We start from the raw sequence: 24,394 nt of genomic DNA, 5'->3' as shown, positions 1-24,394 counted from the left end.
AGTGATATCAAGAATGGATATAGAAATTTGATATTTAAATCATTTTAAGATCTTAATTAGATAGGATTAAAAAATATAAATTATAAAATCAAAATTAATTACTTTCATTATTATCACGCCTTCGAATTCTCTATTGCCGCTTCTATAAATGACTCAAATAATTTATGGCCATAGCGTGGTGTTGATGTAAATTCAGGATGGGCTTGACAAGCAATAAACCATTTATGTGTTGGAATTTCAACAATTTCCATAAGGCTTCCATCTTCAGATTTCCCAGAAAAAATAAGACCTTTTTCTTCAAAATCTTTAACAAACCTATTATTGACTTCATATCTATGGCGATGTCTTTCAATAACTTCTGAACTCTGATAAATATCCCTAACCCTAGAACCTTCACTAAGAATAGCCTTATAACCTCCCAGCCTCATCGTACCACCAAGATCTGAATCAACAGTACGCTGATGTATATTGCCAAATTCATCCTGCCATTCAGTTATTAAGCCAATTACAGGGTTTTTAGTATTTGAATCAAGCTCACTTGAATGAGCATCCTTTACTCCAAGCACGTTACGAGCATACTCAACAACAGCTAGTTGCATACCCAAGCAAATACCCATAAATGGTATATTATTTTCACGTGCATATTGAATAGAGATTATTTTCCCTTCTACACCTCTATGTCCAAACCCTCCAGGCACTAATATAGCATCAACATTTACAAAATTTTTGACTATATTGTCAGAAGTTATTTTTTCAGAATCAACAAACTTGATCTTAACTTTAACATTTTTCTTATATCCTGCATTATAAAGAGCTTCATTAAGTGATTTATAAGCTTCTGTAAGAGAAACATATTTGCCAACCATAGCGATTGTAATCTCATTCTTAACATTCTTAATAGATTTAACCACTGCCTGCCATTCTGATAAATCAGCACTATTAGTTTCTAAAGCTAAAAGCTCCACAAGCTTTTGATCAAATTTTTGTTGATGGTATCTAAGTGGTACTTCATAAATAGTTTTAACATCCTCTGCTGTGAAGATACAATCATGCTCAACATTAGTAAACAATGCTATTTTTGACTTTTCACTTTCATCTATTGGCTTCTCACTACGACAAACTAAGACATCAGCCTGAATACCAATACCTCTAAGCTCTTTAACTGAATGTTGAGTTGGTTTAGTTTTTACTTCTCCTGCAACACGAATATAAGGCAAAAGCGTAAGATGAACAAATAAAGTTCTATTCCTGCCTAGTTCGATACGTAATTGTCTAATTGCTTCCAAAAATGGTTGCGACTCAATATCACCAACAGTACCACCAATCTCAACAATCGCCACATCAACATCATCAGCGATTCCCATACAAACTCGTTTTTTAATTTCATCCGTGATATGTGGGATAACTTGAATCGTCGCACCAAGATAATCACCTTTACGTTCACGAGCTAATACTGATTGATAGACTTTACCAGTAGTGAAATTATTTGCTTGAGTCATCTTATTACGGATAAAACGCTCATAATGTCCTAAATCAAGATCAGTCTCAGCACCATCTTCCGTTACAAAAACTTCACCATGCTGAAGTGGACTCATAGTACCTGGATCAACGTTAATATACGGATCAAGTTTCATCATCGTGACATTTAAGCCACGGCTTTCTAATAAGGTTGCCAAAGAAGCAGCTGTAACACCTTTACCAAGAGATGATACAACCCCACCAGTTACAAAAATAATTTTAGTTTTTGAGTTCATTGAAACACATGAAAATATAAAAAATCATGGAAGTTAATTATAACACCTCAAAAGAAATGTTGCTATTTGAATGCTAAGATTTATGAAATAAAATTATTTTAAGGCTATTAATTAGTGCTAAATATCATTATTAAAAATTAATTCTATAAATATTGAGAATGTAATTTTTTCTTTAAATACTCCGTGAATAAATCTTTATCAAAATTGTTTATCTTATCTAACCTCTTTAATACCTGTTTGAATGCACCAATATCTAACACAACTCCTATAAAATAAAACATATATCCATATAAAGTTATTCCTAAAGTAAAAGTAATAGCTACCATAGTTGTAAGATTAAAAAATAAACCTATAGTTTTATATGTGTATAAAGAAAAAGTTATGATAACTATAAAACCTATAAGTTTAACAAAAGTAATTAAGTGTGATTTAAAATGTTTTGAAATTGTCTCTTTAGATAATTTATCTTCCAAACGAATGTAATTCTTAAACTCATTTTTATTTACGATATCTAGAAGAATATAAGTATCTTTCATACTTAAGTTTTGCAAAAACTTAAGTACAGTTAGATACTCAGGTGTCCAAGCATTACCATATGCTTTTAAAATAAGTTCTTTTTCCAAAGAGTCAGGCAAACCAAACATAACCTGTCTATGAACAAACATAGGAGTCTTATATATAAACAAATAAATATATATACAAAATAAAGTAGAAGAAATTATAGAATTTATTTCAAAATAAATAGATAGTAAAACAGTTGAAATAAATAATAACCAACAAATACCAAGCCACTTATAATCAATAAAAATTATTTTTATAATCTTTTTAAAAAGCGATTCATTAATTACATCACTATTAAAATAAAAGTTTGTAACTAATTGGTAAACTTTTTTAAATGATATCAAAAGACATTCTTATCTAATATATTTATTCACAAGCTTAACAAAAGACATAGGGTCTTCTATTTTTGCACCTTCTACAAACATTGCCTGCATAAGTAAAAGTTCAGATATATCCCCAAATATTTCAGTGTCAGCCTCTTCTTTTAGCTTTTGTACTAAATGATGCTCTGCATTAAGCTCTAGAACCGGCTTCATTCCCATACCTGGCATAAATCCTTGACCAGCTTCCTCCATCATTTTCTGCATATGCAAACTCATACCATAATCATTTACAACCACACAGCTTGGAGAATCTGTCAAACGCTTAGACAAACGTACATCTTCAACTTTATCTTTAAGCACTTCTTTCGCTTCTTTTAAGATTTTTTCAAAATCTTTAGATTCTTTTTCAAACTTTTCTTTATTCTCTTTAGTTTCAAATTTATCAAGATCGATATCTCCCTTAATAATTGATTTCATATGCTTGCCATCAAACTCTGTCAAAGTAGACATCATCCACTCATCTATCCTATCTGACATAAGGACAACTTCGATACCTTTCTTCTTGAATGCTTCAAGTTGAGGATTATTAGCAGCTGCTTTATAGCTATCTGAAGTAATATAATAAATCGTTTCTTGACCTTCTTTCATACGAGAAATATAATCAGCTAAAGAAACTGTTTGCTTAGAATCCCCACTTTCAGTAGTAGTAAATCTTAATAGCCCTGCAATCTTTTCTTTATTTGAATGATCATCAGATACACCCTCTTTAAGCACTTGACCAAAGTTATCCCAGAACTTTTGATATTTTTCTGCATCTTTATTAGCAAGTTTTTTAAGTTCGCCTAAAATTTTAGAAGCAGTAGCTTTTCTAATCTTATCTATAACTTTATTATGCTGCAATATTTCACGTGAAACATTTAATGGTAAATCAGCAGAATCAATTACACCTTTTATAAATCTTAGATATGAAGGTAATAATTCTTTATTTTCCATAATAAACACTCTACGCACATATAAAGATAGACCATAATCCTTGTCTTTATTCCAAAAATCAAAAGGCTTATTTTCTGGAATATATAATAGGCTATTATACTCAAGATTACCTTCAACCTTATTATGTGACCACATCAAAGCATTAGCAAAATCATGAGAAATGTATTTATAAAACTCTTGATACTCATCATCTGTAATATCTTCTTTTGATCTTAGCCAAATAGCTTTAGTATTATTTACTGTTTCATACTCATCTTTAATAGTTTCTTTACCATCTTTAGAATGCTCAACTTTTTTCATCTCAATAGGAGTATTGATACAGTCAGAATATTTATTTACTAAACCTTTCAAAGTAGCATGATCAAGCAAGTCTAAATGCTCTTCCTTAATATGTAAGGTTATTTCTGTACCACGTTTTTCTTTTGTAATAGTCTCTATAATAAAACCACTTTGCGCATCAGAAATCCATTTAGTCGCTTGAGCTTTATCTTGAGCAGCTTTTCTAGTTCTTACTGTAACTTTATCAGCAACTATAAATGAAGAGTAAAATCCCACACCAAACTGACCGATAAGATCACTATCTTTACTCTTATCACCAGTTAAATTCTCTAAGAATTTTTTAGTTCCTGACTTTGCAATTGTACCAAGATTTTCTATAACTTCTTCTTCAGTCATACCAATACCATTATCACTAACTGTTATAGTCTTAGCATCCTTATCAAAACCAATTCTTATCGCATAATCAGCATCACCCTCATTAAGATTAGCATTAGCAATGCTTTCATATCTTAGTTTCTCAATAGCATCTGATGAGTTTGAAACAAGCTCTCGCAAGAATATCTCACGATTTGAATATAGTGAATGGATTACAAGATGAAGTAATTTATCAACTTCTGTTTCAAAAGTATATTTTTTTTCTGACATTTTATATAACCCTCTTTTGTTATATTTTAATTAACAAACTTAATAACAAATTTATATATGAGAGTTATCTGAAATTTTTCAAGCAAAATTTTTACAATCAACATTATAATATAGATATTTATAAAAATTTATAATTTGACTCTATAACTGAGTCAATAATATAAGTACAGTTTATAAAAATAACGTAAGATTTAGTCTAGATATAATATAGAGAATATTTTTTGAAATAAATGAAAGAGATTGAATTACTCTTCGTCAGCAGCTTCTTCGACTTCTGGTCTATCAACCAGCTCAATAAATGCCATAGGAGCTTTATCACCGAATCTAAAACCACACTTAAGGATTCTAGTATAACCACCTGATCTTTCTCCATAACGGCTGCCAAACTCTTCAAAAAGTTTAGTAACTGCTGCTTTGTTTCTTAAGAAATCAAAAGCCTGTCTTCTTAATGCTACAGATTGAGCTTTAAACTCATTAGAGCTAACATCTAATTCATTTCTTAATTTAAATTCTCTTTTTGCCAAAGTAATTAAAGGTTCAACAATTGTTCTTAATTCTTTAGCCTTTGGTAATGTAGTTTTAATAGCTTCATGATTAATCAAAGATGCTGACATGTTTTTAAACATAGCTTTTCTATGACTACTAGTTCTACCAAATTTTCTACCTTTCATGTGATGTCTCATAGTAATTACTCCTTTATAGTTAATATTATTTGATTACTATACTTTAATTATTTTCCTTCAACTAGCTCTCTAAAGTTCTCAATTTGAACACCTAAAGATAAGCTGTTATCTATTAGTATTTGTTTAATCTCATTAAGAGATTTTTTACCAAGATTAGGTATCTTCATTAGCTGAGGCTCAGAATACTGGACCAAATCACCAAGATACTTAATATTTTCTGCTCTCAAACAGTTAGAAGACCTTACTGTAAGCTCTAAATCATCTATTGGCTTTAAAAGAAGTGGATCGATATTAGAGTCTAATAACGCATCCCCTGTTTTGCCACTGCTTGGAACTTTAAGCGAAACAAACACAGATACTTGCTCACAGAAATATTCTAAAGCTTTAGTAACAGCTTCTAGTGGTTCTACAGTGCCGTTCGTTTTCAAAAAAACATCCAACAAATCACTATCGCCATCATTAATAACTTCAAAAGCAACTCTTTTTATAGGGTTAAAATCTGCATCTACAGCTATATCACCAACTTTTTCAAGCTCAATCGGCATCGCAGAAAGTATACCTACATTTCTACCGAAGCTAACTGTAGCTACTAGAGAAAACTCTCTTTTATTAGTTAATGTTGCTATTGGCTGATCTTTGTTTATAATCTCAACACCATGTGTTGCTTTAAAGTCTCCAGCTGTAACAATACCTGATTTATTAACTGATAGTTCTAATTCTAGACCATCAATTCCAGCATCAAGTTTAATTGCTATTTTTTTCAAATTAGAGACAATTTCAACAACATCCTCTTTAACATCTTCTAAAGCTGAATATTCATGCAAAACATCTTTAATATTCACCTTAATTATAGAAGCGCCAGGTAGAGACGATAAAAGAACCCTTCTTATAGAGTTACCAAGGATATGAGCCATACCTTTTTCTACAGGAGAAAGTTGTACTTTATATCCAAAAGTTCCTAACTCTTCTTTAAGCTGTATATTAGGTATAAATTCTTGATTTGAATTATTGTTACTCACTAAAAAAATCTCCTTGAAATAAGACTACATACGAGTCCCTAAAGAAATAATAAAATTATTACTTAGAGTAAAGCTCGATAATTAATTGTTCATTTATATCTGAAGATAGTTCAGATCTATCTGGAGAAGATTTCATAGTACCTTCTAGAGAATCTGTATTCACATCAATCCAAGAAAGCTCTTTTCTACCTTTAGCAAGCTCAACAGCGTTTTGAATTCTCAGTTGCTTTTTAGCTTTTTCTCTAACGCCAACAATATCTCCAGCTTTAACTTGCGCTGAAGGTACGTTACATGTATGGCCATTAACCACTATACCTTTATGAACAACAAGCTGTCTAGCTTCTGCACGAGTAGCTGCAAAACCCATTCTATAAACAACATTATCCAATCTTGCTTCTAATAGTTCTAATAAAGTAGCACCTGTGTTACCTTTTCTTCTATTAGCTTCAACATAATATTTCTTGAACTGACCTTCTAAAACGCCATACGTACGACGAACTTTTTGCTTTTCTCTCAACTGTAAACCATAATCAGAAAGGCGCGCTCTTCTTGCTCCATGTTGACCTGGTGTAGTATTCATTTTGCATTTTTCGTCGTTAGCTTTTACGCCACTTTTCAAAAATAAGTCAGTACCTTCTCTTCTAGAAAGCTTACACTTTGGTCCTAGATATCTAGCCATTATTAATTTCCCTTTAAAATATTAAACACGACGTTTCTTAGGAGGACGACAACCATTATGAGGTAATGGTGTCACATCTGTTATGCTTGTAACTTTTAAGTTTTTAGCATTTAAAGCTCTAACAGCAGAATCTCTACCTGAACCTGGTCCTTTTACTAAAACATCTACATTCTTAACACCATATTCTAGAGCCATTTCAGCTGCTCTTTCTGCTGCAACCTGAGCTGCAAAAGGTGTACTTTTTCTTGAACCTCTAAAGCCACTACCGCCAGAAGTCGCCCAAGATAATGCATTACCTTGTCTATCTGAGATAGTTACTATAGTGTTATTAAAAGATGAGTAAATATGAGCAACTGCATCAGTAACTACTCTTTTTACTTTTTTCTTTGATGATCTAACAGACTTAGCCATATAATCTACCCTTTAATCTTTATAGTTATAATTGTATTCATTATGCCTTAATTGGCTTTCTTGGACCTTTACGAGTACGAGCATTAGTTTTCGTTCTCTGTCCTCTTACAGGTAGGCTACGACGGTGTCTTCTACCCCTAACGCAACCCAAGTCCATAAGTCTTTTTATATCCATAGATACTTCACGGCGCAAGTCACCCTCTACCGTAAATTTAGCAACCTCAATTCTTAAGGTTTCAATTTGCTCACCTGTTAGTTCTTTAATCTTAACAGTTGGGTCTACTTTACAAGTCTCACAAATTTGTTGTGCTCTTGTTTTACCTATGCCATAAATTGAAGTTAATCCTATTACCGTATGTTTATGGACAGGAATATTAACACCAGCTATACGAGCCATCTAATTCACTCCTAATAATTATTCTTAATTTTATTTGCTATCACATGCAATTTGTAACATGCTAGGATAGCTTTTTAAAAACAAATAATCAAGCTTTATTTAATTCTGCTTGACTGACTACTAACCTTGTCTTTGCTTATGTCTAGGGTCTGTGCATATTACACGAACCACTCTGTTACGCTTAATAACCTTACAGTTTCTACACATTTTTTTAACTGAAGCTCTAACTTTCATTATATTTCTCCAAAAATTTCTCTATTTTCTCTTACCACTAAGATTTGCTTTCTTTAGTAAAGAATCATATTGTGTTGACATCATATGCGATCTAACCTGAGCCATAAAATCCATCATCACTACTACAACAATTAATAATGATGTACCACCAAATGTAAATGATAATCCTTGTGCAAAGAATTTCACTACAAATATAGGCAATAAACATATCGCTGTAATATATAGCGAACCAACTAAAGTTAGTCTAGTCATAACCGCATCTATATATTTTGCAGTTTGCTCACCAGGTCTTACACCAGAGATATAAGCTCCTGATTTCTTCAAATTATCTGCTGTTTCTTTTGGATTAAATACTAAAGAAGTATAGAAGAAACAGAAAAATATAATAGTCGCAGCAAACACCACCGTATAAACAATACTACCAGGCTGTAGCATTTCTGCAATATCAGCCAACCAGCTCAGTGAATTATAGTTAGATAACCAACCGAATAAAACACCTGGAACCATTAGGATAGATGATGCAAAAATTGCTGGTATAACACCTGCCATATTTAACTTTAATGGTAAATGACTAGTTTGAGCAGCGTACATTTTTCTACCCTGCTGTCTCTTAGCATAATTCACAGTAATTTTTCTCTGCGCACTCTCCATAAAAACCACAAATGCTATAACTAGTAAAAGCAGTATTACAAGTACCCAAACAGATAAATACGATATTACATGCTGATTCGCCTGAGATAGAGTATTTGATATTTCAAAAGGTAGGTTAGCAACAATACCAGAAAAGATTAGTAGTGAAATACCATTACCCACACCTCTTTCTGTTATCTGCTCACCTAACCACATCAAAAACATACTACCTGTAGTAACTGAAACAATAGTCGTTAAGTAAAATAACGACATATTATTAGCTGTTACTAAGCCATCTTGATGTAATGCAAATGCAACAATACCAAATGATTGTACTATAGCTAAAGCAAGAGTTAAATATCTTGTATATTGAGTGATCTTCTTTTGACCTGATTCACCTTCTTTTTTCAACTCTATAAATTTTGGATATACAGCTGAAAGCATCTGAAAGATAATAGATGCTGAGATGTAAGGCATCACACCCAATGCAAAAATACTCATTTGAGTAAGAGCGCCACCAGAGAACATATTAAACATACTCATCAGACCACCTGTCGATGAGTGTTGATTTGAAATTATCTCTACTAATTTTGTTGGATTAATATTCGGTATAGGAATATATACACCCAATCTAAATACTAATATAGCAATAACTACAAAAATTAGCCTAGACTTTAATTCACCTGTTGTACCAGAAGCACTATTAAACTTTGACATATCTTTAATCTTACTCTACTTTACCACCAGCTTTTTCGATAACTTCTTTAGCACCTTTGGTGCAAGCTATACCCTTTAGGCTAACAGCTTTTTGAATTTCTCCACTAGCTATTACTTTAACTGTTTTTATATCTTTTCTGATAAGACCAAGATCTTTTAAGACATCTAATGTTATTTCATCAGCAGCAACATGATTTAGCTCATGAAGTCTAATTTCCGCAACATATCTTTTAGATGCAGAAGTAAAACCAAATTTTGGCAATCTTCTTTGCAAAGGCATTTGTCCGCCTTCAAAACCTACTTTATGATAGCCACCTGAACGCGCCTTTTGACCTTTATGTCCTTTACCAGAAGTTTTACCAAAACCACTTCCGATTCCACGACCCAATCTTTTTGGTGCGCTTTTTGAGCCAGCAGCAGGAGCAATTGTATTTAATTTCATTTTATACTACCCCTCTATCTTAACCATATAATATATTTTATTAGCCATACCACGATTCTCAGGAGTATCTACTACTTCCACAGTATGATTAATCTTTCTTAGACCTAAACCTCTAGCAGAAGCTATATGGTTTTTTTTACGGCCAATCAAGCTTTTTACTAAAGTAACTTTAAATGTTTTAGCTTCACTCATTTTAATTACCCCTGAATCTCTTCAACAGAAAGGCCTCTTTTATCAGCGATCTGTTCTGGTGAGTTAATTTTAGCCAAACCTGAAATAGTTGCTCTAACAACGTTAACAGGATTAGTTGAGCCATATGTTTTTGCTAAAACGTTATGTACACCCACAGCCTCAAAAACAGAACGCATAGCACCACCAGCAATAATACCAGTACCAGCAGACGCGGGCTGCATAAACACTTTTGAAGCACCATGGTTAGACATAGTAGCATACCATAACGTATCGTTATTTAGGTTTACTGATACCATATTTTTCTTAGCGTTTTCCATAGCTTTTTGAATAGCAACAGGCACTTCTCTCGACTTACCTCTTCCTACACCAATCTTACCTTTACCGTCACCTACCACAGTCAAAGCGGCAAAGCTCATGATTCTACCACCTTTCACTGTTTTTGAGTGTCTTTTAACACTAACTAACTTTTCAATCAGTTCTTCGTTCTTTTTCACTTCATTAGACATAATGAATAATCATCCATATTTTATTTATTAAAACTGTAGACCATGCTCTCTAGCAGCTTCTGCTAAAGCTTTAACACGTCCATGATATCTATATCCAGATCTATCAAAAGCAACTTGCTCGATACCCTTGTCTTTACATCTATTTGCAATAATTTCACCAACAATCACAGCAGACTCGACATTACCAGTATACTTACATTTAGCTTTAACATCTTTTTCTACAGTAGACGCAGCAGCAATTACAGTAGAACCATCACCAGAGATTACTTGAGCATACACATGCTTAGGTGTTCTATAAACACAAAGTCTAGTATGACCAAGTTCTTTTAGCTTAATTCTAGTACGCTTACTACGATTTAAACGAGCAGTTTTTTTATCCATAATAATACTATCCTTTATTAACTACTTCTTCTTAGCTTCTTTTTTAACTACATGCTCATCTTCATAACGAACACCTTTACCTTTATAAGGCTCAGGCTTTCTATAGTCTCTAATTTCTGAAGCTACTTTACCTAGAAGCTCTTTATCAGCACCTTTAAGAACAATCTCTGTAGGAACTGGAGTTTCCGCTGTTATACCTTGTGGTAGCTTGTAAACTACTGGATGAGAAAAACCTAAAGTAAGATTTAAATCACTGCCTTGCGCTTTAGCACGATAACCGACACCAATAATCTTTAGCTTTCTTTCAAAACCTTTACTAACACCTTCAACCATATTATTTAAAATTGCTCTAGCTGTACCAGATTGAGCAATTGCATTTTTACTTTTGTTATTAGGTGTAACAGTTGCTTCACTATCTGCAACATTAAAGGTCACATCAGTAGAAAAAGTTTTATTCAAAGTTGCTTTCGCCCCTTTTACTTCTACCGCATTACCAGCAGCAACATTAATCGTAACACCGCTTGGGATAGCAACAGGTTTTTTACCTATTCTTGACATATCAATCTCCTTCCAAACTTAAGCTACGTAGCCAATTATTTCGCCACCAACACCAAGAGCTCTCGCTTTTCTATCACTAACCAAACCTTTAGAAGTAGAAATAATAGCAACGCCAAAACCACCAAATACTTTTGGTAAATCTTCATGCGATCTATATATTCTCAAACTCGGTCTAGAAACTCTTTTAATCATCTCGATTACAGGAGCTCCAGAGTGATACTTAAGCTCAACCTCTATAGAAGGATGACCTGCCGTAGTTGTACCTTTAGCACATCCTTGAACATAACCTTCATTAACTAAAAAGTTTGCGATTTCCATTTTCATCTTTGAAAATGGCACAGAAACAACTTCCTTATCTGAAGAAAGACCATTTCTGATTCTTGTAAACATATCCGCGATTGGATCTTGCATACTCATAACTTAAAATTCCTTATTACCAACTAGCTTTTTTCAAACCAGGAACATCACCTGCCATTGCATATTCTCTTAGTTTATTACGACATAAACCAAACTTTCTATATACAGCATGTGGCCTACCTGTAACTTTACATCTTCTTTGCACACGAGATGCTGAAGAATTTACTGGTAGTTTTTGCAGTTTAATTTGAGCTTCCCATACTTGTTCTTCAGTAGAATTTACATCAAGAATAGTAGCTTTAAGCTCAGCTCTTTTTTGAGCATATTTAGCTACTGATTTTTCTCTCTTCAATTCTTTCTGAATCATTGCTTTCTTTGCCATTTAAATCCCCAATATAGATTAAGACTTAAAAGGAAAACCGAATGCTTTAAGCAAAGCTCTTCCTTGGTCATCATTTTTAGCTGTAGTAGTTATCGAAATATCTAAACCCCTGATAGAGTCAATTTTATCGTAATCAATCTCTGGGAAAGAGATCTGCTCTCTCATACCCAAACTATAATTACCTCTACCATCAAAAGATTTAGCGCTTAATCCCCTAAAATCTCTAATTCTAGGAATAGCAATTGTTATCAATCTATCTAAAAACTCATACATACGCTCACCACGCAATGTAACTTTAGCGCCTATTGGCCAGCCATCACGGATTTTAAAACCTGCGATTGATTTTTTAGATTTAGTAACAATTGGCTTTTGACCAGCAACTGCAGTCAAATCTTTTAGTGCAAAAGTCATAACTTTCTTATCTTTTGCAGCATCACCAACACCCATATTAAGAGTTATTTTCTCAATAGAAGGTACTTCCATAATATTATCTAATTCAAGCTCATTCTTTAATTTAGAAACAAGCTCTTTTTGATAATGATCTTTTAATCTTGCCATAAAACTTAGTCCTATAAGTCTACAAGCTCGCCATTTGATTTAAAGTAGCGAACCTTTTTCTCATCAACAAACTTATAACCCACTCTATCAGCTTTTTCTGTAGCTGGGTTAAAGATAGCAACGTTAGAAGCATCTACTGGAAGTTCTTTTTCAACAACTCCACCTTCAACACCTCTATTTGGGTTAGGCTTAACATGTTTTTTAACAACATTAATACCTTCCACTAAAACTAAAGAACCGCCTTTAGCGAATGACTTAACAACGCCTCTACGACCCTTATCTTTACCAGCAATAACTACTATGTCATCGCCTTTTTTTAATCTATTCATTACTTACCACCTCAATAAATAACTATAATACTTCTGGTGCCAAAGATACAATCTTCATAAACTTCTCTGTACGAAGCTCCCTTGTTACAGGGCCAAAGATACGAGTTCCAATTGGTTGCCCGTTAGCATTTAGAAGCACGGCAGCATTGCCATCAAAACGAACCTTAGAACCATCTCTTCTGCGCACGCCTTTAGCCGTTCTCACAACCACAGCATTATATACAGATCCCTTTTTAGCTTTACCTCTTGGCGCAGCCTCTTTCACAGTCACTTTTATAACATCACCAATAGATGCATATCTGCGATGAGAGCCACCCAATACTTTTATACATTCAACTCTCTTAGCGCCACTATTATCAGCAACTTGGAGTTCTGTTTGCATTTGAATCATACAAATAACCCTTATTTATTATTATATAAGACTGCTGTACAGTTTTCGCAGTCCGATAAATATACCAATAAACAAAAATAAAATCAAATTTATTATTTTTCTCTATGGGTAATATCTACTAAACACCATTTCTTAGTTTTTGAATACGGCTTAGTTTCTTTGAACTTAATAACATCACCTGGCTTACATTCATTTTTTTCATCATGAACATAATATTTAGTAGTTTTCTTTACAAACTTACCATATAAAGGGTGCTTAACATATCTTTCAGCTCTCACTACTACAGTTTTATCCATAGCAACGCTAGAAACTTTACCTTCTAACAATCTAATTTTATCGCTCATTTTTCAGGTACCTACTTATTCTTTTCTGATATTATTGTATTGATACGAGCAATATCTCTTTTCGCACTTTTAAATAAGTGGTTCTTTTTTAACTGCCCTGTACCTTTTTGCATACGAAGAGAAAATAATTGTTGCAATAATTCAATTTTCGCTTCTTGCAATTGATCAATACTTTTTTCTCTAAAATCTTTTAAAGTATCATTTCTTTTCATTACATCACCTGCTTTTCAACAAAAGTTGTTGATACTGGCATCTTAGCTGCTGCTCTTGCAAAAGCCTCACGAGCCAATTCTTCTTTAACACCTGTAATCTCATATAGAACACGTCCTGGTTGAATTTGAGCAACCCAATATTCAACTGAACCTTTACCTTTACCCATACGAACTTCAAGTGGCTTCTCTGTGATCGGCTTGTCTGGGAAGATTCTAATCCAAACTTGACCGCCACGCTTAATGTGACGAGTAATAGCTCTTCTTCCTGCCTCTATTTGTCTAGCAGTGATTCTACCTCTAGACGTCGCCTGAAGACCAAACTCACCAAAGCTTACTTTATTACCTCTGTGAGCTAAGCCTCTATTACGCATCTTCTGCTGCTTACGAAACTTTGTACGCTTAGGCTGTAGCATTATCTAGCTCCTTTTTTATTATTTTTCTTCTGCTGCTCTAATTGACCAGGAAGAATTTCACCTTTATAGATCCAAACTTTAACACCAATAATACCGTAAGTAGTTAAAGCTTCCGCCGTAGAATAATCCACATCAGCTCTAAAAGTCTGTAGAGGCACTCTACCATCTCTCGCCCACTCAGAACGAGCAATTTCTGCACCGCCCAAACGACCGCTAACCATGACTTTAATACCTTTAGCGCCTGACTTCATAGCACCTTGCATCGCTTTTTTCATAGCTCTTCTAAACATTACTCTTTTTTCTAACTGTTGAGCAATATTATCAGCGACTAATTTAGCATCTATTTCAGGCTTACGAACTTCTTCAATATTAATCTGAACTGGAATCCCCATCATCTTATTGACTTCAGCACGTAATTTTTCTACATCCTCACCCTTTTTACCAATCACAATACCAGGTCTTGCTGTATGAATTGTGATTTTAGCGTTTTGAGCAGGTCTCTCAATCTGAATCTTACTAACTGCTGCTTGAGCAAGTTTTTTATGCAAAAACTCTCTCACCTTAATATCTTCATTAAGCTTAGTAGCGTAGCTAGAAGAGTCAGCATACCACGTTGAACGCCAGTCTTTTACAATACCTAAGCGAATACCATTAGGATTTACTTTTTGACCCATTTTTACTACACCTCTTAATTTTTTTCAGCAACTTTCACAGTAATATGTGAAGTTCTCTTTAAAATACGATTACCACGACCTTTAGCTCTTGCTTCAAAACGTTTCATAGTAGGACCTTCGTCAACGAAGATAGTTGATACAAACAAAGTATCAACATCCATACCATCATTATGTTCAGCATTTGCAACCGCAGAATTCAAAACATCTTTAAATAAAACTGCTGCTTTCTTATTGCTAAAAGTCAAAAGATTAATAGCTTGCTCAACAGGTAGACCCCTAATTTGATCAGCAACCAATCTGCACTTTTGAGCTGAGATTCTAGCATTTTTTAATTTAGCTTGTACTTCCATGTAATATAACCCCAACTACTTCTTCTTAGCTTTTTTATCAGCTGCATGACCACGATAATTACGAGTTACCGCAAATTCACCCAATTTATGACCAACCATTTCTTCAGTCATAAGAACAGGTACATGCTGCTGACCATTATGTACAGCTATAGTTAAACCTATCATATCCGGCACAATCAATGATCTTCTAGACCATGTTTTGATTGGCTTTTTAGAATTACTTTCTTGCGCTTCAAAAACCTTCTTTAAAAGATGATGATCTACAAAAGGTCCTTTTTTTAATGAACGAGGCACAACCTTCTCCCTATAAATTACTTACGTTTTTGAACAATCAACTTATTAGAACGCTTATTTTTACGCGTCTTATAACCTTTAGTTGGCATACCCCAAGGAGACACAGGATGTCTACCCCCAGAAGTACGACCTTCACCACCACCATGTGGGTGATCTACCGGGTTCATAGCAACACCACGAACCGTAGGTCTCACACCTCTCCAGCGCTTAGCTCCGGCCTTACCTAAAGATTTTAAGTTATGCTCAGAGTTAGATACCACGCCAATAACTGCTCTACAATCCAAAAGCACTCTTCTCATCTCACCCGATCTTAAACGAATAATTGCATACGCATTATCCTTACCGACCAACTGAGCAAAAGTTCCAGCACTTCTAATCATTTGCGCACCTTTTTTTGGCTTCATTTCAATGTTATGAATAACTGTACCTAGAGGTATGTTTCTAAGCGGCATACAGTTACCAACAGCAACATCAACTTTTTCACCAGAAACAATAGACATATCCTTACTTAGACCCTTAGGCGCGATGATATATTTTCTTTCACCATCAGCATAAAGAACTAGAGCAATGTTTGCACTACGGTTAGGATCGTACTCGATTCTCTCAACCTTAGCAGTAATATCATCCTTATTTCTTTTAAAGTCAACCACACGATAGTGTTGCTTATGACCACCACCATGATGACGAACTGTAATTCTACCAGTATTATTCCTACCAGCTTTACTTTTCTTAACTTCTACTAAACCCTTAAATGGCTTACCTGTATGTAATTCAGTATTCTTTACGCTCACCACATGGCGACGTCCAGGTGAAGTAGGTTTAGCTTTTTTTATTTCAATCATGATTATAAACCTTCTTTAAATTACTCTGCACCGACAAAATTAATGTCATGCCCTTCAGCAAGTTTCACATAAGCTTTTTTCCAAGCTTTAGTTCTACCTTCAATACGGCCAAACTTGCGTGCTTTACCCTTAACATTCAGGATATTCACTGACTCAACCTTCACTTCAAACAACTGTTCAACTGCGCTTTTTACATCTTGTTTATTAGCAGATCTAGCAACTTCGAACACTATAGTTGAGTTTACATCTGAAAGACCATAAGTTTTATCAGAAACATGAGGTCTAATAACAGTTTTTAACAATTTCTCTTGAGAACTCATACTAACTTCTCCTCTATCTCTTTTATAGCTTTCTTAGTGAAAATAACATTTTCAAAGCATACTAAAGAAACTGGATTAATTTCTACAGAATCACACACCGCTACATTTTTCAGGTTTCTAGAAGAAAGATATAAATTCTCATTAAACTCTTCTACACCAACAACAAAAAGTACGTCATTAATTTTTAAAGAATCAACAATTGATTTAAACTCTTTTGTTTTAGGAGTTTCTAGCTTTAGTTCTTCTATCACAGTCATTCTTTCTGATCTAACTAATTCAGATAAAATTGATTTAACTGCGCCTGAGTACATTTGACGGTTAACCTTTTGCTTATAACTCTTAGGTTTAGCAGCAAACGTAACACCACCCTTTCTAAATATAGGCGAACGAATAGTTCCCGCTCTCGCTCTACCTGTACCTTTCTGTCTCCAAGGCTTAGCACCACCACCAGACACTTCTGATCTAGTCTTTTGTGCTTTAGTACCTTGACGAGCACCTGCCATATAGGCAACAACTACCTGGTGAATCAGGGCTTCATTGTAGTCTGCTGCAAAAACACCTTCTGCAACATCTACTGAACCAGCCTCATTACCAGCCAAAGATTTCATATTTAAGTCCACAATAACTCTCCGGTATATTAATACTTATCTACTAACTTTTTACAGCTGGAGTAACAACAATATCTCCACCAACTGAACCAGGAATACCGCCTTTCAAAAGCAATAAACCATTTTCCACGTCCACTCTTACAACTTCAAGAGACTGAATAGTAACGTTTTCATTACCCATATGTCCAGCCATCTTTTTGTTTTTAAAAACCCTACCAGGAGACTGGTTTTGACCAGTTGAACCATGAGCCCTATGAGAAAGTGAGTTACCATGAGTAGCATCTTGTGTAGCAAAGTTATGACGTTTCACGCCACCTTGAAAACCTTTACCTTTAGATATACCTCTCACATCTACTTTTTGACCTGCTTCAAAAATTGTAGCTTCTATAGATGAACCTACCTCATATTCAGCAGCATTATCAACAACAAACTCCCATAAGCCTCTACCTGGTTCAACACCAGCTTTCGCATAGTGACCAGCAGCAGGTTTATTTACATTTGAACGCTTCTTGAAACCAGTAGATACTTGAATAGCATTATAACCATCTGCTTCCGTAGTTTTGACTTGAGTAACTTTATTTGACTCAACTTGAACTACAGTTACAGGAATAGAAACGCCATCTTCAGTAAAAATACGAGTCATACCACATTTGCGACCAACTAATCCTAAAGACATTATTTAATCCTCTATTATTATTATATTAACTTCGTGATTTCGATTGACCACAAAGACCTAATTCATTACTTTTTTAATTAAATTTTCAAAAAAGTAACGTATATATTAGCTTAAACTGATCTGAACATCAACACCAGATGCCAAATCAAGTTTCATAAGAGCATCTACAGTTTTATCCGTAGGTTCAACAATATCAATCAATCTCTTATGAGTTCTAATTTCATATTGATCTCTAGCTTTTTTATTTACGTGCGGAGAAATAAGAATTGTAAACTTCTCTTTACGTACCGGTAAAGGGATTGGACCCTTAACTTGTGCGCCTGTTTTTTTAGCAGTATCAACAATTTCTTGAGTAGAAACATCAATAAGCTTATGATCAAAGGCTTTTAATCTAATTCTAATACGTTGATTATTTATAGCCATGTTTATTATTTCCTTTTAAATTATGAGTTACGTGACTTGATGATTTCATCAGCAATGTTATTTGGCACTTCTGAGTACTTACTAAATTCCATAGAGAATGATGCTCTACCTTGACTCATCGAGCGAACATTAGTAGCATAACCAAACATTTCCGATAAAGGAACTAGTGCATTAATAACTCTACCACTTGGATTTTCATCCATACCTTCAATTATACCTCTTCTTCTGTTAAGGTCGCCCATAACATCACCAAGATAATCTTCAGGAGTCACAACTTCAACCTTCATGATTGGTTCAAGTATGCAAGCATTTGCCTTTTTAGCACCCTCTTTAATAGCCATTGATCCTGCAATTTTAAACGCCATCTCAGATGAATCCACATCATGATAAGAGCCATCATATAGAGTAGCCTTAACACCAATCATAGGATAACCAGCCAATACGCCGTTAGTCATTTGCTCTTCAATACCTTTAGATACTGAACCGATATATTCCTTAGGAATTACACCACCAACAATTTCATCAACAAATTCAAATACTTTATCAGTACCATCTTCATTTTTAGCAGATAACGGCTCAAACTTCACATACACATGTCCATACTGACCACGACCACCTGATTGACGTACAAATTTTGATTCTTGATCAACCGAAGCACGAATAGTCTCTCTGTATGCTACTTGTGGATTACCAACATTAGCCTCCACCTTGAACTCACGCTTCATGCGGTCAACAAGTATATCCAAATGAAGTTCGCCCATACCTGAAATAATAGTTTGACCACTTTCTTCATCAGTTTTAACTCTAAAAGATGGATCTTCAGCAGCAAGCTTACCTAAAGCTATACCCATCTTCTCTTGATCGGCCTTAGTTTTAGGCTCAACAGCAACAGAAATCACAGGCTCTGGAAATTCCATTCTCTCAAGAATAACTACTTTATCAGGGTCACATAAAGTATCACCCGTAGTCACTGACTTAAGACCAATACACGCAGCGATATCACCAGCGCGAATTTCTTTAATCTCTTCACGCTTATTAGAATGCATCTGTACGATACGACCAATACGCTCTTTCTTACCCTTAACAGAATTGTAAACAGCATCCCCAGACTTAATAACACCTGAATAAACTCTTACAAAAGTAAGGTTGCCCACAAATGGGTCTGTAGCCAACTTAAATGCCAATGCTGAGAATGGCTCATCATCAGATGATTTTCTAGAAGCCGGCTCACCATCCTCAGTCTCACAGTTGATAGCTGGGACTTGGTTAGGAGCTGGCAAATAACGAACAACACCATCAAGTACAGCCTGAACACCTTTGTTCTTAAACGCGGAACCACAAAAAGCGAGTACTATCTCATTATCAATCACACGTTGACGCAGACCTTCATGAATCTCTTCTTCTGTAAGTTCCTCACCCTCAAGATACTTTTCCATCATCTCTTCTGATGCTTCAGCAGCAGCTTCGATCATTTCCATACGTAACTCTTCAGCTCTTTCTTGAAGCTCTGCAGGAATCTCAACAAGATCATAAGTAAGACCCTTGTCTTCCTCATTCCACATGATTGCTTTCATCTTAACAAGATCAACCACTCCCTTGAAATCTTCTTCAGCACCTATATTTAGCTGCACAGGAACTACAGTTGCTTTTAAACGATTTTTGATCTGACCGACAACTCTTTCAAAGTCAGCACCAGCCCTATCCATCTTATTTACAAACACTATTCTTGGCACACCATAACGGTTAGCTTGACGCCACACAGTCTCTGATTGAGGCTCAACACCAGATGAACCACAGAACACAACTACAGCACCATCAAGCACACGTAACGAACGCTCCACTTCAATAGTAAAGTCAACGTGACCAGGAGTGTCAATAATGTTTATACGATGTTCAGGAAATTGCTGATCCATACCAGCCCAGAATGTAGTAGTAGCAGCTGAAGTAATTGTAATACCTCTCTCCTGCTCTTGCTCCATCCAATCCATAGTAGCAGCGCCATCATGAACTTCACCAATCTTATGAGAAAGACCTGTGTAGAACAAAATACGCTCTGTAGTAGTAGTCTTACCTGCATCAACATGAGCGCAGATACCAATATTCCTATACTTCTCTAAAACTGTTTTACGAGACACTATATCTTCCCCTTATTACCATCTAAAGTGAGCAAATGCTTTATTAGCCTCTGCCATTTTATGAGTATCTTCTCTTTTTTTGACAGCAGCGCCTCTACCTTCTACAGCTTCGGTAAGTTCAGCAGCGATTCTATCACCCATAGTATTTTCTTTTCTCTTACGAGCTGCTTCAATAATCCATCTCATACCCAAAGTTTGACGACGCTCAGGACGTACTTCTACAGGAACTTGATATGTAGCACCACCAACACGACGAGACTTAACCTCAACCATAGGGCTTACACTTTCCAAAGCATTTTCAAAAACTTCAACTTCGTTAGCAGAAGCATCTTTTGCTTTAATTTTATCGAATGCACCATACACTATTTTTTCTGCTACTGACTTCTTGCCATCTAGCATAATATGGTTCACAAACTTAGCAACTACCTGACTCTTATATTTAGGATCAGGTAAAATATCTCTTTTAGGAGCTCTATTTCTTCTAGACATTTTTATACCTTTTTCAAATGTTAAATTTTAAACACAAACTAAGACTTAGGACGCTTTGTACCATACTTAGAACGACCGTGCTTACGATTATTAACACCTGAAGTATCTAAAGCACCCCTAACGATGTGGTAACGCACACCTGGCAAATCCTTAACCCTACCACCTCTGATAAGAACAACACTATGTTCTTGTAGGTTATGGCCTTCACCACCAATATAACTTGTTACTTCAAAGCCACTCGTCAATCTTACACGAGCTACTTTTCTAAGAGCTGAGTTAGGCTTTTTCGGAGTAGTCGTATAAACTCTCGTACAAACACCTCTTCTTTGAGGACACGCCTTTAACGCAGGAACCTTAGACTTAACAACCGATCTCTTGCGAGGATTGTTCACCAACTGATTTATAGTTGCCATTCGTTATTATTCTCCATTTTTTTATCAGTTTTATCTTAAATAAATTTAAATGCCTAGCAATGACATTCCCTATGCAAAAATAGCATTAGGCAACAATAATAACAAAAAAGCAAAAGAAAGAAAAGAAAATTTTTATTTACTTACACGACCAAACACAGACCTGAACGCTACATACAAATAATTACACATAGAATAAACTGTTAAAATAACTGCAATATATAACATTAAGAACCCCAAACAAATAAACCAAGTATTAAAACTTGCATAATCTACAGTCTGATCAAAGTTTATCGCTGGCTTAATAAGAAATATAAACAATGCGGCCATCTGAGCCACAGTTTTAACCTTACCCCAAATACCCACCTTAACAACATTGCGCTGACCAAGTTCAGCCATCCACTCACGCAATGCCGACACCAATATTTCTCGACAAATCATAGCAATTGCAGGTATCGTCGCCCACCAATAAGGGTACATCTCTATAAATAAACACAAAGCCGTCGCCACAATAAGCTTATCTGCAACCGGATCCAAAAAGGCCCCTAACTTACTCGTTTGCTTCCATTTACGTGCCAAATAACCATCCAACCAATCAGTTGCAGCACCCAATAGAAACAGTGTAGCTGTAATACCATGATGATGAGGGAACTGGTAATAAAAGCAACCCACTATAAACGGAATTAACAACAAACGTCCGAAAGTCAAAATATTTGGTATACTAAAAAACATATCACACCCCCGTATGCCCAAAACCGCCTTCACCACGATTTGAATCATCAGAAAAATCTTGAACCAACTCAAACTGTGCCTGCACAACAGGAACCACAACAAGCTGTGCGAATCTCATCAATGGCTCAATCTCTAGCACCTCATCCGACCGATTAAAACAAGAAACTTTTAACTCTCCTTGATAATCAGAATCTATAAGCCCCGTACCATTACCCAGCACCAGACCTTTTTTGTGACCTAAACCAGAGCGTGGCAAGATCAGTGCAGCATAGCCCGGATCAGAAACATGGATAGCTATACCAGCCCCAACAAGCTTACAATCTCCTGGGTTCAAGTACACACTCTCCGCAAGACATGCAGTCAGGTCAACCGCTGCCGACCCCGAGGTACCATATTGAGGCATTTGCCTAATCTTTTTATCAAGAATTTTCATCTGGATTTTCATAACAACTCCTAAATTACAAATATACCGGCAAGATAACCAAACATCACAAATAAAGGCAATGCTGGCATATAACCATCCAACCTATCTAAAACCCCTCCATGTCCTGGCAAAATATTACCACTATCCTTAACCCCCGCAATACGCTTCATCATACTCTCAAATACATCGCCAATCACAGATATAACCGCCACCAACACAGATACAATCACCATCACTATATAACCACTAAAGCTTAAATTCATATAAAGCAAGAATACCGCAGCAACAACCAAAGCACAAACCATACCTCCCAATAAGCCTTCTACAGTTTTATTAGGACTAAGCCGAGGAAGCATTTTTTTCTTACCAATAGTCTTACCTGTAAAATAAGCCCCACTATCAGCAGCAGCAACAACTAGAATGAACATAAATATCCAGGCAACGTTATTACTATGCAAAACATAAAGAGATGCGCAAAAAGGAGAAATAGCAAACAACCCCATTATCAAAGTTTGTGAACGACTGAGAGTATCTATTTTTTTACGCTCATATTGACTCAATTTAAACACTGCATATAACCAAAAAACTGGATATACATATATAAAATACTCAAAAAAACTTGATACAACAAATGTAACCACACCAAAAATTATAAGATTATACCCAACTCTTTCTTCTGGAGTTTTCGCAAACCTCAACCACTCAATAGCAGCCAAAATAGCCACCAAAAACACCCCGACACCAAAAAGATAATCAGTAGCGTAAATTAAAAAAACAAACACCACCGCCACCAGCAGCAGACCTGTAATTACTCTCTGTCCCATACATTCCTCTTATTTAAGTTGATCACCACTTTTGCCAAACCTTCTTTGACGAGAATAAAACCACTCTACAGCCTTATGTAGTTCTTTTTTAGAAAAATCCGGCCACATTATATCTACAAAATACATTTCAGCATATGCCATTTGCCACAACATAAAATCACTCAAACGAGCCTCTCCACTCGTTCTAATAAGCAAATCAACAGGAACTTCTCCTGCAGTCATATATTTACCAAAACTCATTTCATCTATTTTATCAACATCCACCTTATCCAGCATAACATCTCTAGCAATCCCCTTAACTGCCTCAAGAATATCCCAACGTCCAGCATAATCAACTGCCAACCTAAGCTCCAAACCAGAGTTTTCTTTAGTAAGGAGTTCACTCTCATCGATCACATCCATCAACCTTTCCGATAAACGTGACTTATCACCAACAACCTTCAAAGAAACATTATTTTTATGGAGCTTAGGAGTTTTGTCCTTAAGCGTTCTATAAAATAAATCCATAAGATCTAAAACCTCTTGTTCAGGCCTTAACCAATTATCTCGCCCAAACGCAAAAAGCGTCAAAATTTCAATATCATTTTTAGCACAATACTCAATCGCAGCATCCACACTTGATATTGAATTTCTATGACCGAAGATCCTAGGCTTAAACTTACTTTTTGCCCAACGACCATTACCATCCATAATTATAGCAATATGTCTAAGAGCTTTTTTCTCAGCCAAGATCATAAAATTAGAAATAAAAATCAAACTAGGTAAATAATAGAAAAGAATAGTAAAAATTACAAGAATTAAAG

38 protein-coding genes are annotated in these 24,394 nt (G+C 35.2%); all 38 read right to left on the bottom strand.

Annotated elements, in window-relative coordinates; translation table 11 throughout:
• Positions 1 to 113: 113 nt before the first annotated feature.
• The 38 genes from pyrG to uppS all read right to left on the bottom strand — a co-directional run bounded on the left by pyrG (position 114) and on the right by uppS (position 24,326).
• Entirely contained in the window at positions 114 to 1,754 is a 1,641-nt protein-coding gene (pyrG, locus tag ACR0PV_RS01640) for a CTP synthase (protein ID WP_488173308.1), read from the bottom strand.
• 143 nt (positions 1,755 to 1,897) lie between these two features.
• A complete protein-coding gene (locus ACR0PV_RS01635) occupies positions 1,898 to 2,419 on the bottom strand; it encodes a hypothetical protein (RefSeq protein WP_488173307.1) in 522 nt (173 codons plus the stop codon).
• 249 nt (positions 2,420 to 2,668) lie between these two features.
• Complete coding sequence (htpG, locus tag ACR0PV_RS01630; protein WP_488173306.1) at positions 2,669 to 4,555, bottom strand: molecular chaperone HtpG; 1,887 nt, start codon at positions 4,553 to 4,555, stop codon at positions 2,669 to 2,671.
• Positions 4,556 to 4,800: 245 nt separating this feature from the next.
• A complete protein-coding gene (gene rplQ / locus ACR0PV_RS01625) occupies positions 4,801 to 5,238 on the bottom strand; it encodes a 50S ribosomal protein L17 (protein WP_488173305.1) in 438 nt (145 codons plus the stop codon).
• Positions 5,239 to 5,285: 47 nt separating this feature from the next.
• Entirely contained in the window at positions 5,286 to 6,257 is a 972-nt protein-coding gene (locus ACR0PV_RS01620) for a DNA-directed RNA polymerase subunit alpha (RefSeq protein WP_488173304.1), read from the bottom strand.
• Between the two features lie 58 nt (positions 6,258 to 6,315).
• Complete coding sequence (rpsD, locus tag ACR0PV_RS01615) at positions 6,316 to 6,936, bottom strand: 30S ribosomal protein S4 (RefSeq protein ID WP_488173303.1); 621 nt, start codon at positions 6,934 to 6,936, stop codon at positions 6,316 to 6,318.
• A gap of 21 nt (positions 6,937 to 6,957) precedes the next feature.
• Entirely contained in the window at positions 6,958 to 7,347 is a 390-nt protein-coding gene (gene rpsK / locus ACR0PV_RS01610; protein WP_488173302.1) for a 30S ribosomal protein S11, read from the bottom strand.
• Positions 7,348 to 7,387: 40 nt separating this feature from the next.
• A complete protein-coding gene (rpsM, locus tag ACR0PV_RS01605) occupies positions 7,388 to 7,744 on the bottom strand; it encodes a 30S ribosomal protein S13 (RefSeq protein ID WP_488173301.1) in 357 nt (118 codons plus the stop codon).
• Positions 7,745 to 7,864: 120 nt separating this feature from the next.
• The gene (rpmJ, locus tag ACR0PV_RS01600; RefSeq protein ID WP_003017816.1) at positions 7,865 to 7,978 is read right to left on the bottom strand and encodes a 50S ribosomal protein L36; all 114 of its coding nucleotides are present in this window, start codon (positions 7,976 to 7,978) and stop codon (positions 7,865 to 7,867) included.
• Between the two features lie 21 nt (positions 7,979 to 7,999).
• Positions 8,000 to 9,325 (bottom strand): preprotein translocase subunit SecY, encoded by a 1,326-nt coding sequence (secY, locus tag ACR0PV_RS01595; RefSeq protein ID WP_488173300.1) that lies wholly within the window; start codon positions 9,323 to 9,325, stop codon positions 8,000 to 8,002.
• Between the two features lie 10 nt (positions 9,326 to 9,335).
• The gene (rplO, locus tag ACR0PV_RS01590; RefSeq protein WP_488173299.1) at positions 9,336 to 9,767 is read right to left on the bottom strand and encodes a 50S ribosomal protein L15; all 432 of its coding nucleotides are present in this window, start codon (positions 9,765 to 9,767) and stop codon (positions 9,336 to 9,338) included.
• A 6-nt stretch (positions 9,768 to 9,773) separates the two neighbouring features.
• A complete protein-coding gene (gene rpmD / locus ACR0PV_RS01585; RefSeq protein WP_488173298.1) occupies positions 9,774 to 9,959 on the bottom strand; it encodes a 50S ribosomal protein L30 in 186 nt (61 codons plus the stop codon).
• A 5-nt stretch (positions 9,960 to 9,964) separates the two neighbouring features.
• Positions 9,965 to 10,465: a 30S ribosomal protein S5 gene (gene rpsE / locus ACR0PV_RS01580; protein ID WP_488173297.1), complete on the bottom strand. Its 501-nt coding sequence runs from the start codon at positions 10,463 to 10,465 to the stop codon at positions 9,965 to 9,967.
• 27 nt (positions 10,466 to 10,492) lie between these two features.
• Positions 10,493 to 10,846 carry a 50S ribosomal protein L18 gene (gene rplR / locus ACR0PV_RS01575; protein WP_488173296.1) on the bottom strand — a complete coding sequence of 118 codons (354 nt, stop codon included), beginning with the start codon at positions 10,844 to 10,846 and terminating at the stop codon, positions 10,493 to 10,495.
• 21 nt (positions 10,847 to 10,867) lie between these two features.
• Positions 10,868 to 11,404, bottom strand: a complete 537-nt coding sequence (rplF, locus tag ACR0PV_RS01570) for a 50S ribosomal protein L6 (RefSeq protein WP_488173295.1) — start codon at positions 11,402 to 11,404, stop codon at positions 10,868 to 10,870.
• A gap of 18 nt (positions 11,405 to 11,422) precedes the next feature.
• Positions 11,423 to 11,821 carry a 30S ribosomal protein S8 gene (gene rpsH / locus ACR0PV_RS01565; RefSeq protein WP_488173294.1) on the bottom strand — a complete coding sequence of 133 codons (399 nt, stop codon included), beginning with the start codon at positions 11,819 to 11,821 and terminating at the stop codon, positions 11,423 to 11,425.
• 16 nt (positions 11,822 to 11,837) lie between these two features.
• The gene (gene rpsN / locus ACR0PV_RS01560) at positions 11,838 to 12,143 is read right to left on the bottom strand and encodes a 30S ribosomal protein S14 (RefSeq protein WP_488173293.1); all 306 of its coding nucleotides are present in this window, start codon (positions 12,141 to 12,143) and stop codon (positions 11,838 to 11,840) included.
• Between the two features lie 18 nt (positions 12,144 to 12,161).
• Positions 12,162 to 12,701, bottom strand: a complete 540-nt coding sequence (rplE, locus tag ACR0PV_RS01555; protein WP_488173292.1) for a 50S ribosomal protein L5 — start codon at positions 12,699 to 12,701, stop codon at positions 12,162 to 12,164.
• Positions 12,702 to 12,712: 11 nt separating this feature from the next.
• Positions 12,713 to 13,030: a 50S ribosomal protein L24 gene (gene rplX, locus ACR0PV_RS01550; RefSeq protein WP_488173291.1), complete on the bottom strand. Its 318-nt coding sequence runs from the start codon at positions 13,028 to 13,030 to the stop codon at positions 12,713 to 12,715.
• 22 nt (positions 13,031 to 13,052) lie between these two features.
• A complete protein-coding gene (gene rplN / locus ACR0PV_RS01545; RefSeq protein ID WP_488173290.1) occupies positions 13,053 to 13,421 on the bottom strand; it encodes a 50S ribosomal protein L14 in 369 nt (122 codons plus the stop codon).
• Positions 13,422 to 13,513: 92 nt separating this feature from the next.
• The gene (gene rpsQ, locus ACR0PV_RS01540) at positions 13,514 to 13,765 is read right to left on the bottom strand and encodes a 30S ribosomal protein S17 (protein WP_488173289.1); all 252 of its coding nucleotides are present in this window, start codon (positions 13,763 to 13,765) and stop codon (positions 13,514 to 13,516) included.
• 11 nt (positions 13,766 to 13,776) lie between these two features.
• The gene (gene rpmC / locus ACR0PV_RS01535) at positions 13,777 to 13,977 is read right to left on the bottom strand and encodes a 50S ribosomal protein L29 (protein ID WP_488173288.1); all 201 of its coding nucleotides are present in this window, start codon (positions 13,975 to 13,977) and stop codon (positions 13,777 to 13,779) included.
• Positions 13,977 to 14,390, bottom strand: coding sequence for a 50S ribosomal protein L16 (rplP, locus tag ACR0PV_RS01530; protein WP_488173287.1), 414 nt, complete (start codon positions 14,388 to 14,390; stop codon positions 13,977 to 13,979). The genes rpmC and rplP overlap by 1 nt, the downstream gene beginning before the upstream one ends.
• Positions 14,390 to 15,064, bottom strand: coding sequence for a 30S ribosomal protein S3 (gene rpsC / locus ACR0PV_RS01525; protein ID WP_488173286.1), 675 nt, complete (start codon positions 15,062 to 15,064; stop codon positions 14,390 to 14,392). The genes rplP and rpsC overlap by 1 nt, the downstream gene beginning before the upstream one ends.
• A gap of 14 nt (positions 15,065 to 15,078) precedes the next feature.
• Positions 15,079 to 15,414 carry a 50S ribosomal protein L22 gene (gene rplV / locus ACR0PV_RS01520; protein ID WP_488173285.1) on the bottom strand — a complete coding sequence of 112 codons (336 nt, stop codon included), beginning with the start codon at positions 15,412 to 15,414 and terminating at the stop codon, positions 15,079 to 15,081.
• A 15-nt stretch (positions 15,415 to 15,429) separates the two neighbouring features.
• Positions 15,430 to 15,708 carry a 30S ribosomal protein S19 gene (gene rpsS / locus ACR0PV_RS01515; protein WP_004286613.1) on the bottom strand — a complete coding sequence of 93 codons (279 nt, stop codon included), beginning with the start codon at positions 15,706 to 15,708 and terminating at the stop codon, positions 15,430 to 15,432.
• Between the two features lie 17 nt (positions 15,709 to 15,725).
• Positions 15,726 to 16,550, bottom strand: coding sequence for a 50S ribosomal protein L2 (rplB, locus tag ACR0PV_RS01510; protein WP_488173284.1), 825 nt, complete (start codon positions 16,548 to 16,550; stop codon positions 15,726 to 15,728).
• A gap of 20 nt (positions 16,551 to 16,570) precedes the next feature.
• Positions 16,571 to 16,870 (bottom strand): 50S ribosomal protein L23, encoded by a 300-nt coding sequence (rplW, locus tag ACR0PV_RS01505; RefSeq protein WP_488173283.1) that lies wholly within the window; start codon positions 16,868 to 16,870, stop codon positions 16,571 to 16,573.
• The gene (rplD, locus tag ACR0PV_RS01500) at positions 16,867 to 17,490 is read right to left on the bottom strand and encodes a 50S ribosomal protein L4 (RefSeq protein ID WP_488173282.1); all 624 of its coding nucleotides are present in this window, start codon (positions 17,488 to 17,490) and stop codon (positions 16,867 to 16,869) included. The genes rplW and rplD overlap by 4 nt, the downstream gene beginning before the upstream one ends.
• Positions 17,491 to 17,521: 31 nt before the next feature.
• Entirely contained in the window at positions 17,522 to 18,154 is a 633-nt protein-coding gene (gene rplC / locus ACR0PV_RS01495; RefSeq protein WP_488173281.1) for a 50S ribosomal protein L3, read from the bottom strand.
• Between the two features lie 105 nt (positions 18,155 to 18,259).
• Positions 18,260 to 18,577 carry a 30S ribosomal protein S10 gene (gene rpsJ / locus ACR0PV_RS01490; RefSeq protein ID WP_088771920.1) on the bottom strand — a complete coding sequence of 106 codons (318 nt, stop codon included), beginning with the start codon at positions 18,575 to 18,577 and terminating at the stop codon, positions 18,260 to 18,262.
• A gap of 20 nt (positions 18,578 to 18,597) precedes the next feature.
• Complete coding sequence (fusA, locus tag ACR0PV_RS01485; RefSeq protein WP_488173280.1) at positions 18,598 to 20,712, bottom strand: elongation factor G; 2,115 nt, start codon at positions 20,710 to 20,712, stop codon at positions 18,598 to 18,600.
• 15 nt (positions 20,713 to 20,727) lie between these two features.
• Complete coding sequence (gene rpsG, locus ACR0PV_RS01480) at positions 20,728 to 21,201, bottom strand: 30S ribosomal protein S7 (RefSeq protein ID WP_488173279.1); 474 nt, start codon at positions 21,199 to 21,201, stop codon at positions 20,728 to 20,730.
• Between the two features lie 38 nt (positions 21,202 to 21,239).
• Positions 21,240 to 21,614: a 30S ribosomal protein S12 gene (gene rpsL, locus ACR0PV_RS01475; RefSeq protein ID WP_003035357.1), complete on the bottom strand. Its 375-nt coding sequence runs from the start codon at positions 21,612 to 21,614 to the stop codon at positions 21,240 to 21,242.
• Between the two features lie 132 nt (positions 21,615 to 21,746).
• Positions 21,747 to 22,343: a CDP-diacylglycerol--glycerol-3-phosphate 3-phosphatidyltransferase gene (gene pgsA, locus ACR0PV_RS01470; protein ID WP_488173932.1), complete on the bottom strand. Its 597-nt coding sequence runs from the start codon at positions 22,341 to 22,343 to the stop codon at positions 21,747 to 21,749.
• Position 22,344: 1 nt separating this feature from the next.
• Entirely contained in the window at positions 22,345 to 22,788 is a 444-nt protein-coding gene (gene dut / locus ACR0PV_RS01465) for a dUTP diphosphatase (RefSeq protein WP_488173278.1), read from the bottom strand.
• An 8-nt stretch (positions 22,789 to 22,796) separates the two neighbouring features.
• Positions 22,797 to 23,591, bottom strand: a complete 795-nt coding sequence (locus ACR0PV_RS01460) for a phosphatidate cytidylyltransferase (protein ID WP_488173277.1) — start codon at positions 23,589 to 23,591, stop codon at positions 22,797 to 22,799.
• Between the two features lie 9 nt (positions 23,592 to 23,600).
• Complete coding sequence (gene uppS / locus ACR0PV_RS01455) at positions 23,601 to 24,326, bottom strand: polyprenyl diphosphate synthase (protein WP_488173931.1); 726 nt, start codon at positions 24,324 to 24,326, stop codon at positions 23,601 to 23,603.
• Positions 24,327 to 24,394 lie beyond the last annotated feature (68 nt).

Source organism: Francisella sp. AG1, assembly GCF_057683165.1.
This window is presented reverse-complemented; position numbering and strand designations above follow the sequence as displayed.

What these genes read in the sequence shown, in the direction of transcription:
- pyrG (WP_488173308.1), bottom strand. Translation starts at nt 1,754, where the DNA reads ATGAACTCAAAAACTAAAATTATTTTTGTAACTGGTGGGGTTGTATCA.
- ACR0PV_RS01635 (WP_488173307.1), bottom strand. Translation starts at nt 2,419, where the DNA reads ATGTTTGTTCATAGACAGGTTATGTTTGGTTTGCCTGACTCTTTGGAA.
- htpG (WP_488173306.1), bottom strand. Translation starts at nt 4,555, where the DNA reads ATGTCAGAAAAAAAATATACTTTTGAAACAGAAGTTGATAAATTACTT.
- rplQ (WP_488173305.1), bottom strand. Translation starts at nt 5,238, where the DNA reads ATGAGACATCACATGAAAGGTAGAAAATTTGGTAGAACTAGTAGTCAT.
- rpsD (WP_488173303.1), bottom strand. Translation starts at nt 6,936, where the DNA reads ATGGCTAGATATCTAGGACCAAAGTGTAAGCTTTCTAGAAGAGAAGGT.
- rpsK (WP_488173302.1), bottom strand. Translation starts at nt 7,347, where the DNA reads ATGGCTAAGTCTGTTAGATCATCAAAGAAAAAAGTAAAAAGAGTAGTT.
- rpsM (WP_488173301.1), bottom strand. Translation starts at nt 7,744, where the DNA reads ATGGCTCGTATAGCTGGTGTTAATATTCCTGTCCATAAACATACGGTA.
- rpmJ (WP_003017816.1), bottom strand. Translation starts at nt 7,978, where the DNA reads ATGAAAGTTAGAGCTTCAGTTAAAAAAATGTGTAGAAACTGTAAGGTT.
- secY (WP_488173300.1), bottom strand. Translation starts at nt 9,325, where the DNA reads ATGTCAAAGTTTAATAGTGCTTCTGGTACAACAGGTGAATTAAAGTCT.
- rplO (WP_488173299.1), bottom strand. Translation starts at nt 9,767, where the DNA reads ATGAAATTAAATACAATTGCTCCTGCTGCTGGCTCAAAAAGCGCACCA.
- rpmD (WP_488173298.1), bottom strand. Translation starts at nt 9,959, where the DNA reads ATGAGTGAAGCTAAAACATTTAAAGTTACTTTAGTAAAAAGCTTGATT.
- rpsE (WP_488173297.1), bottom strand. Translation starts at nt 10,465, where the DNA reads ATGTCTAATGAAGTGAAAAAGAACGAAGAACTGATTGAAAAGTTAGTT.
- rplR (WP_488173296.1), bottom strand. Translation starts at nt 10,846, where the DNA reads ATGGATAAAAAAACTGCTCGTTTAAATCGTAGTAAGCGTACTAGAATT.
- rplF (WP_488173295.1), bottom strand. Translation starts at nt 11,404, where the DNA reads ATGTCAAGAATAGGTAAAAAACCTGTTGCTATCCCAAGCGGTGTTACG.
- rpsH (WP_488173294.1), bottom strand. Translation starts at nt 11,821, where the DNA reads ATGAGTATGCAAGATCCAATCGCGGATATGTTTACAAGAATCAGAAAT.
- rpsN (WP_488173293.1), bottom strand. Translation starts at nt 12,143, where the DNA reads ATGGCAAAGAAAGCAATGATTCAGAAAGAATTGAAGAGAGAAAAATCA.
- rplE (WP_488173292.1), bottom strand. Translation starts at nt 12,701, where the DNA reads ATGGCAAGATTAAAAGATCATTATCAAAAAGAGCTTGTTTCTAAATTA.
- rplX (WP_488173291.1), bottom strand. Translation starts at nt 13,030, where the DNA reads ATGAATAGATTAAAAAAAGGCGATGACATAGTAGTTATTGCTGGTAAA.
- rplN (WP_488173290.1), bottom strand. Translation starts at nt 13,421, where the DNA reads ATGATTCAAATGCAAACAGAACTCCAAGTTGCTGATAATAGTGGCGCT.
- rpsQ (WP_488173289.1), bottom strand. Translation starts at nt 13,765, where the DNA reads ATGAGCGATAAAATTAGATTGTTAGAAGGTAAAGTTTCTAGCGTTGCT.
- rpmC (WP_488173288.1), bottom strand. Translation starts at nt 13,977, where the DNA reads ATGAAAAGAAATGATACTTTAAAAGATTTTAGAGAAAAAAGTATTGAT.
- rplP (WP_488173287.1), bottom strand. Translation starts at nt 14,390, where the DNA reads ATGCTACAGCCTAAGCGTACAAAGTTTCGTAAGCAGCAGAAGATGCGT.
- rpsC (WP_488173286.1), bottom strand. Translation starts at nt 15,064, where the DNA reads ATGGGTCAAAAAGTAAATCCTAATGGTATTCGCTTAGGTATTGTAAAA.
- rplV (WP_488173285.1), bottom strand. Translation starts at nt 15,414, where the DNA reads ATGGAAGTACAAGCTAAATTAAAAAATGCTAGAATCTCAGCTCAAAAG.
- rplB (WP_488173284.1), bottom strand. Translation starts at nt 16,550, where the DNA reads ATGATTGAAATAAAAAAAGCTAAACCTACTTCACCTGGACGTCGCCAT.
- rplW (WP_488173283.1), bottom strand. Translation starts at nt 16,870, where the DNA reads ATGAGTTCTCAAGAGAAATTGTTAAAAACTGTTATTAGACCTCATGTT.
- rplC (WP_488173281.1), bottom strand. Translation starts at nt 18,154, where the DNA reads ATGTCTTTAGGATTAGTTGGTCGCAAATGTGGTATGACTCGTATTTTT.
- rpsJ (WP_088771920.1), bottom strand. Translation starts at nt 18,577, where the DNA reads ATGGCTATAAATAATCAACGTATTAGAATTAGATTAAAAGCCTTTGAT.
- rpsG (WP_488173279.1), bottom strand. Translation starts at nt 21,201, where the DNA reads ATGTCTAGAAGAAATAGAGCTCCTAAAAGAGATATTTTACCTGATCCT.
- rpsL (WP_003035357.1), bottom strand. Translation starts at nt 21,614, where the DNA reads ATGGCAACTATAAATCAGTTGGTGAACAATCCTCGCAAGAGATCGGTT.
- pgsA (WP_488173932.1), bottom strand. Translation starts at nt 22,343, where the DNA reads ATGTTTTTTAGTATACCAAATATTTTGACTTTCGGACGTTTGTTGTTA.
- dut (WP_488173278.1), bottom strand. Translation starts at nt 22,788, where the DNA reads ATGAAAATCCAGATGAAAATTCTTGATAAAAAGATTAGGCAAATGCCT.
- ACR0PV_RS01460 (WP_488173277.1), bottom strand. Translation starts at nt 23,591, where the DNA reads ATGGGACAGAGAGTAATTACAGGTCTGCTGCTGGTGGCGGTGGTGTTT.
- uppS (WP_488173931.1), bottom strand. Translation starts at nt 24,326, where the DNA reads ATGATCTTGGCTGAGAAAAAAGCTCTTAGACATATTGCTATAATTATG.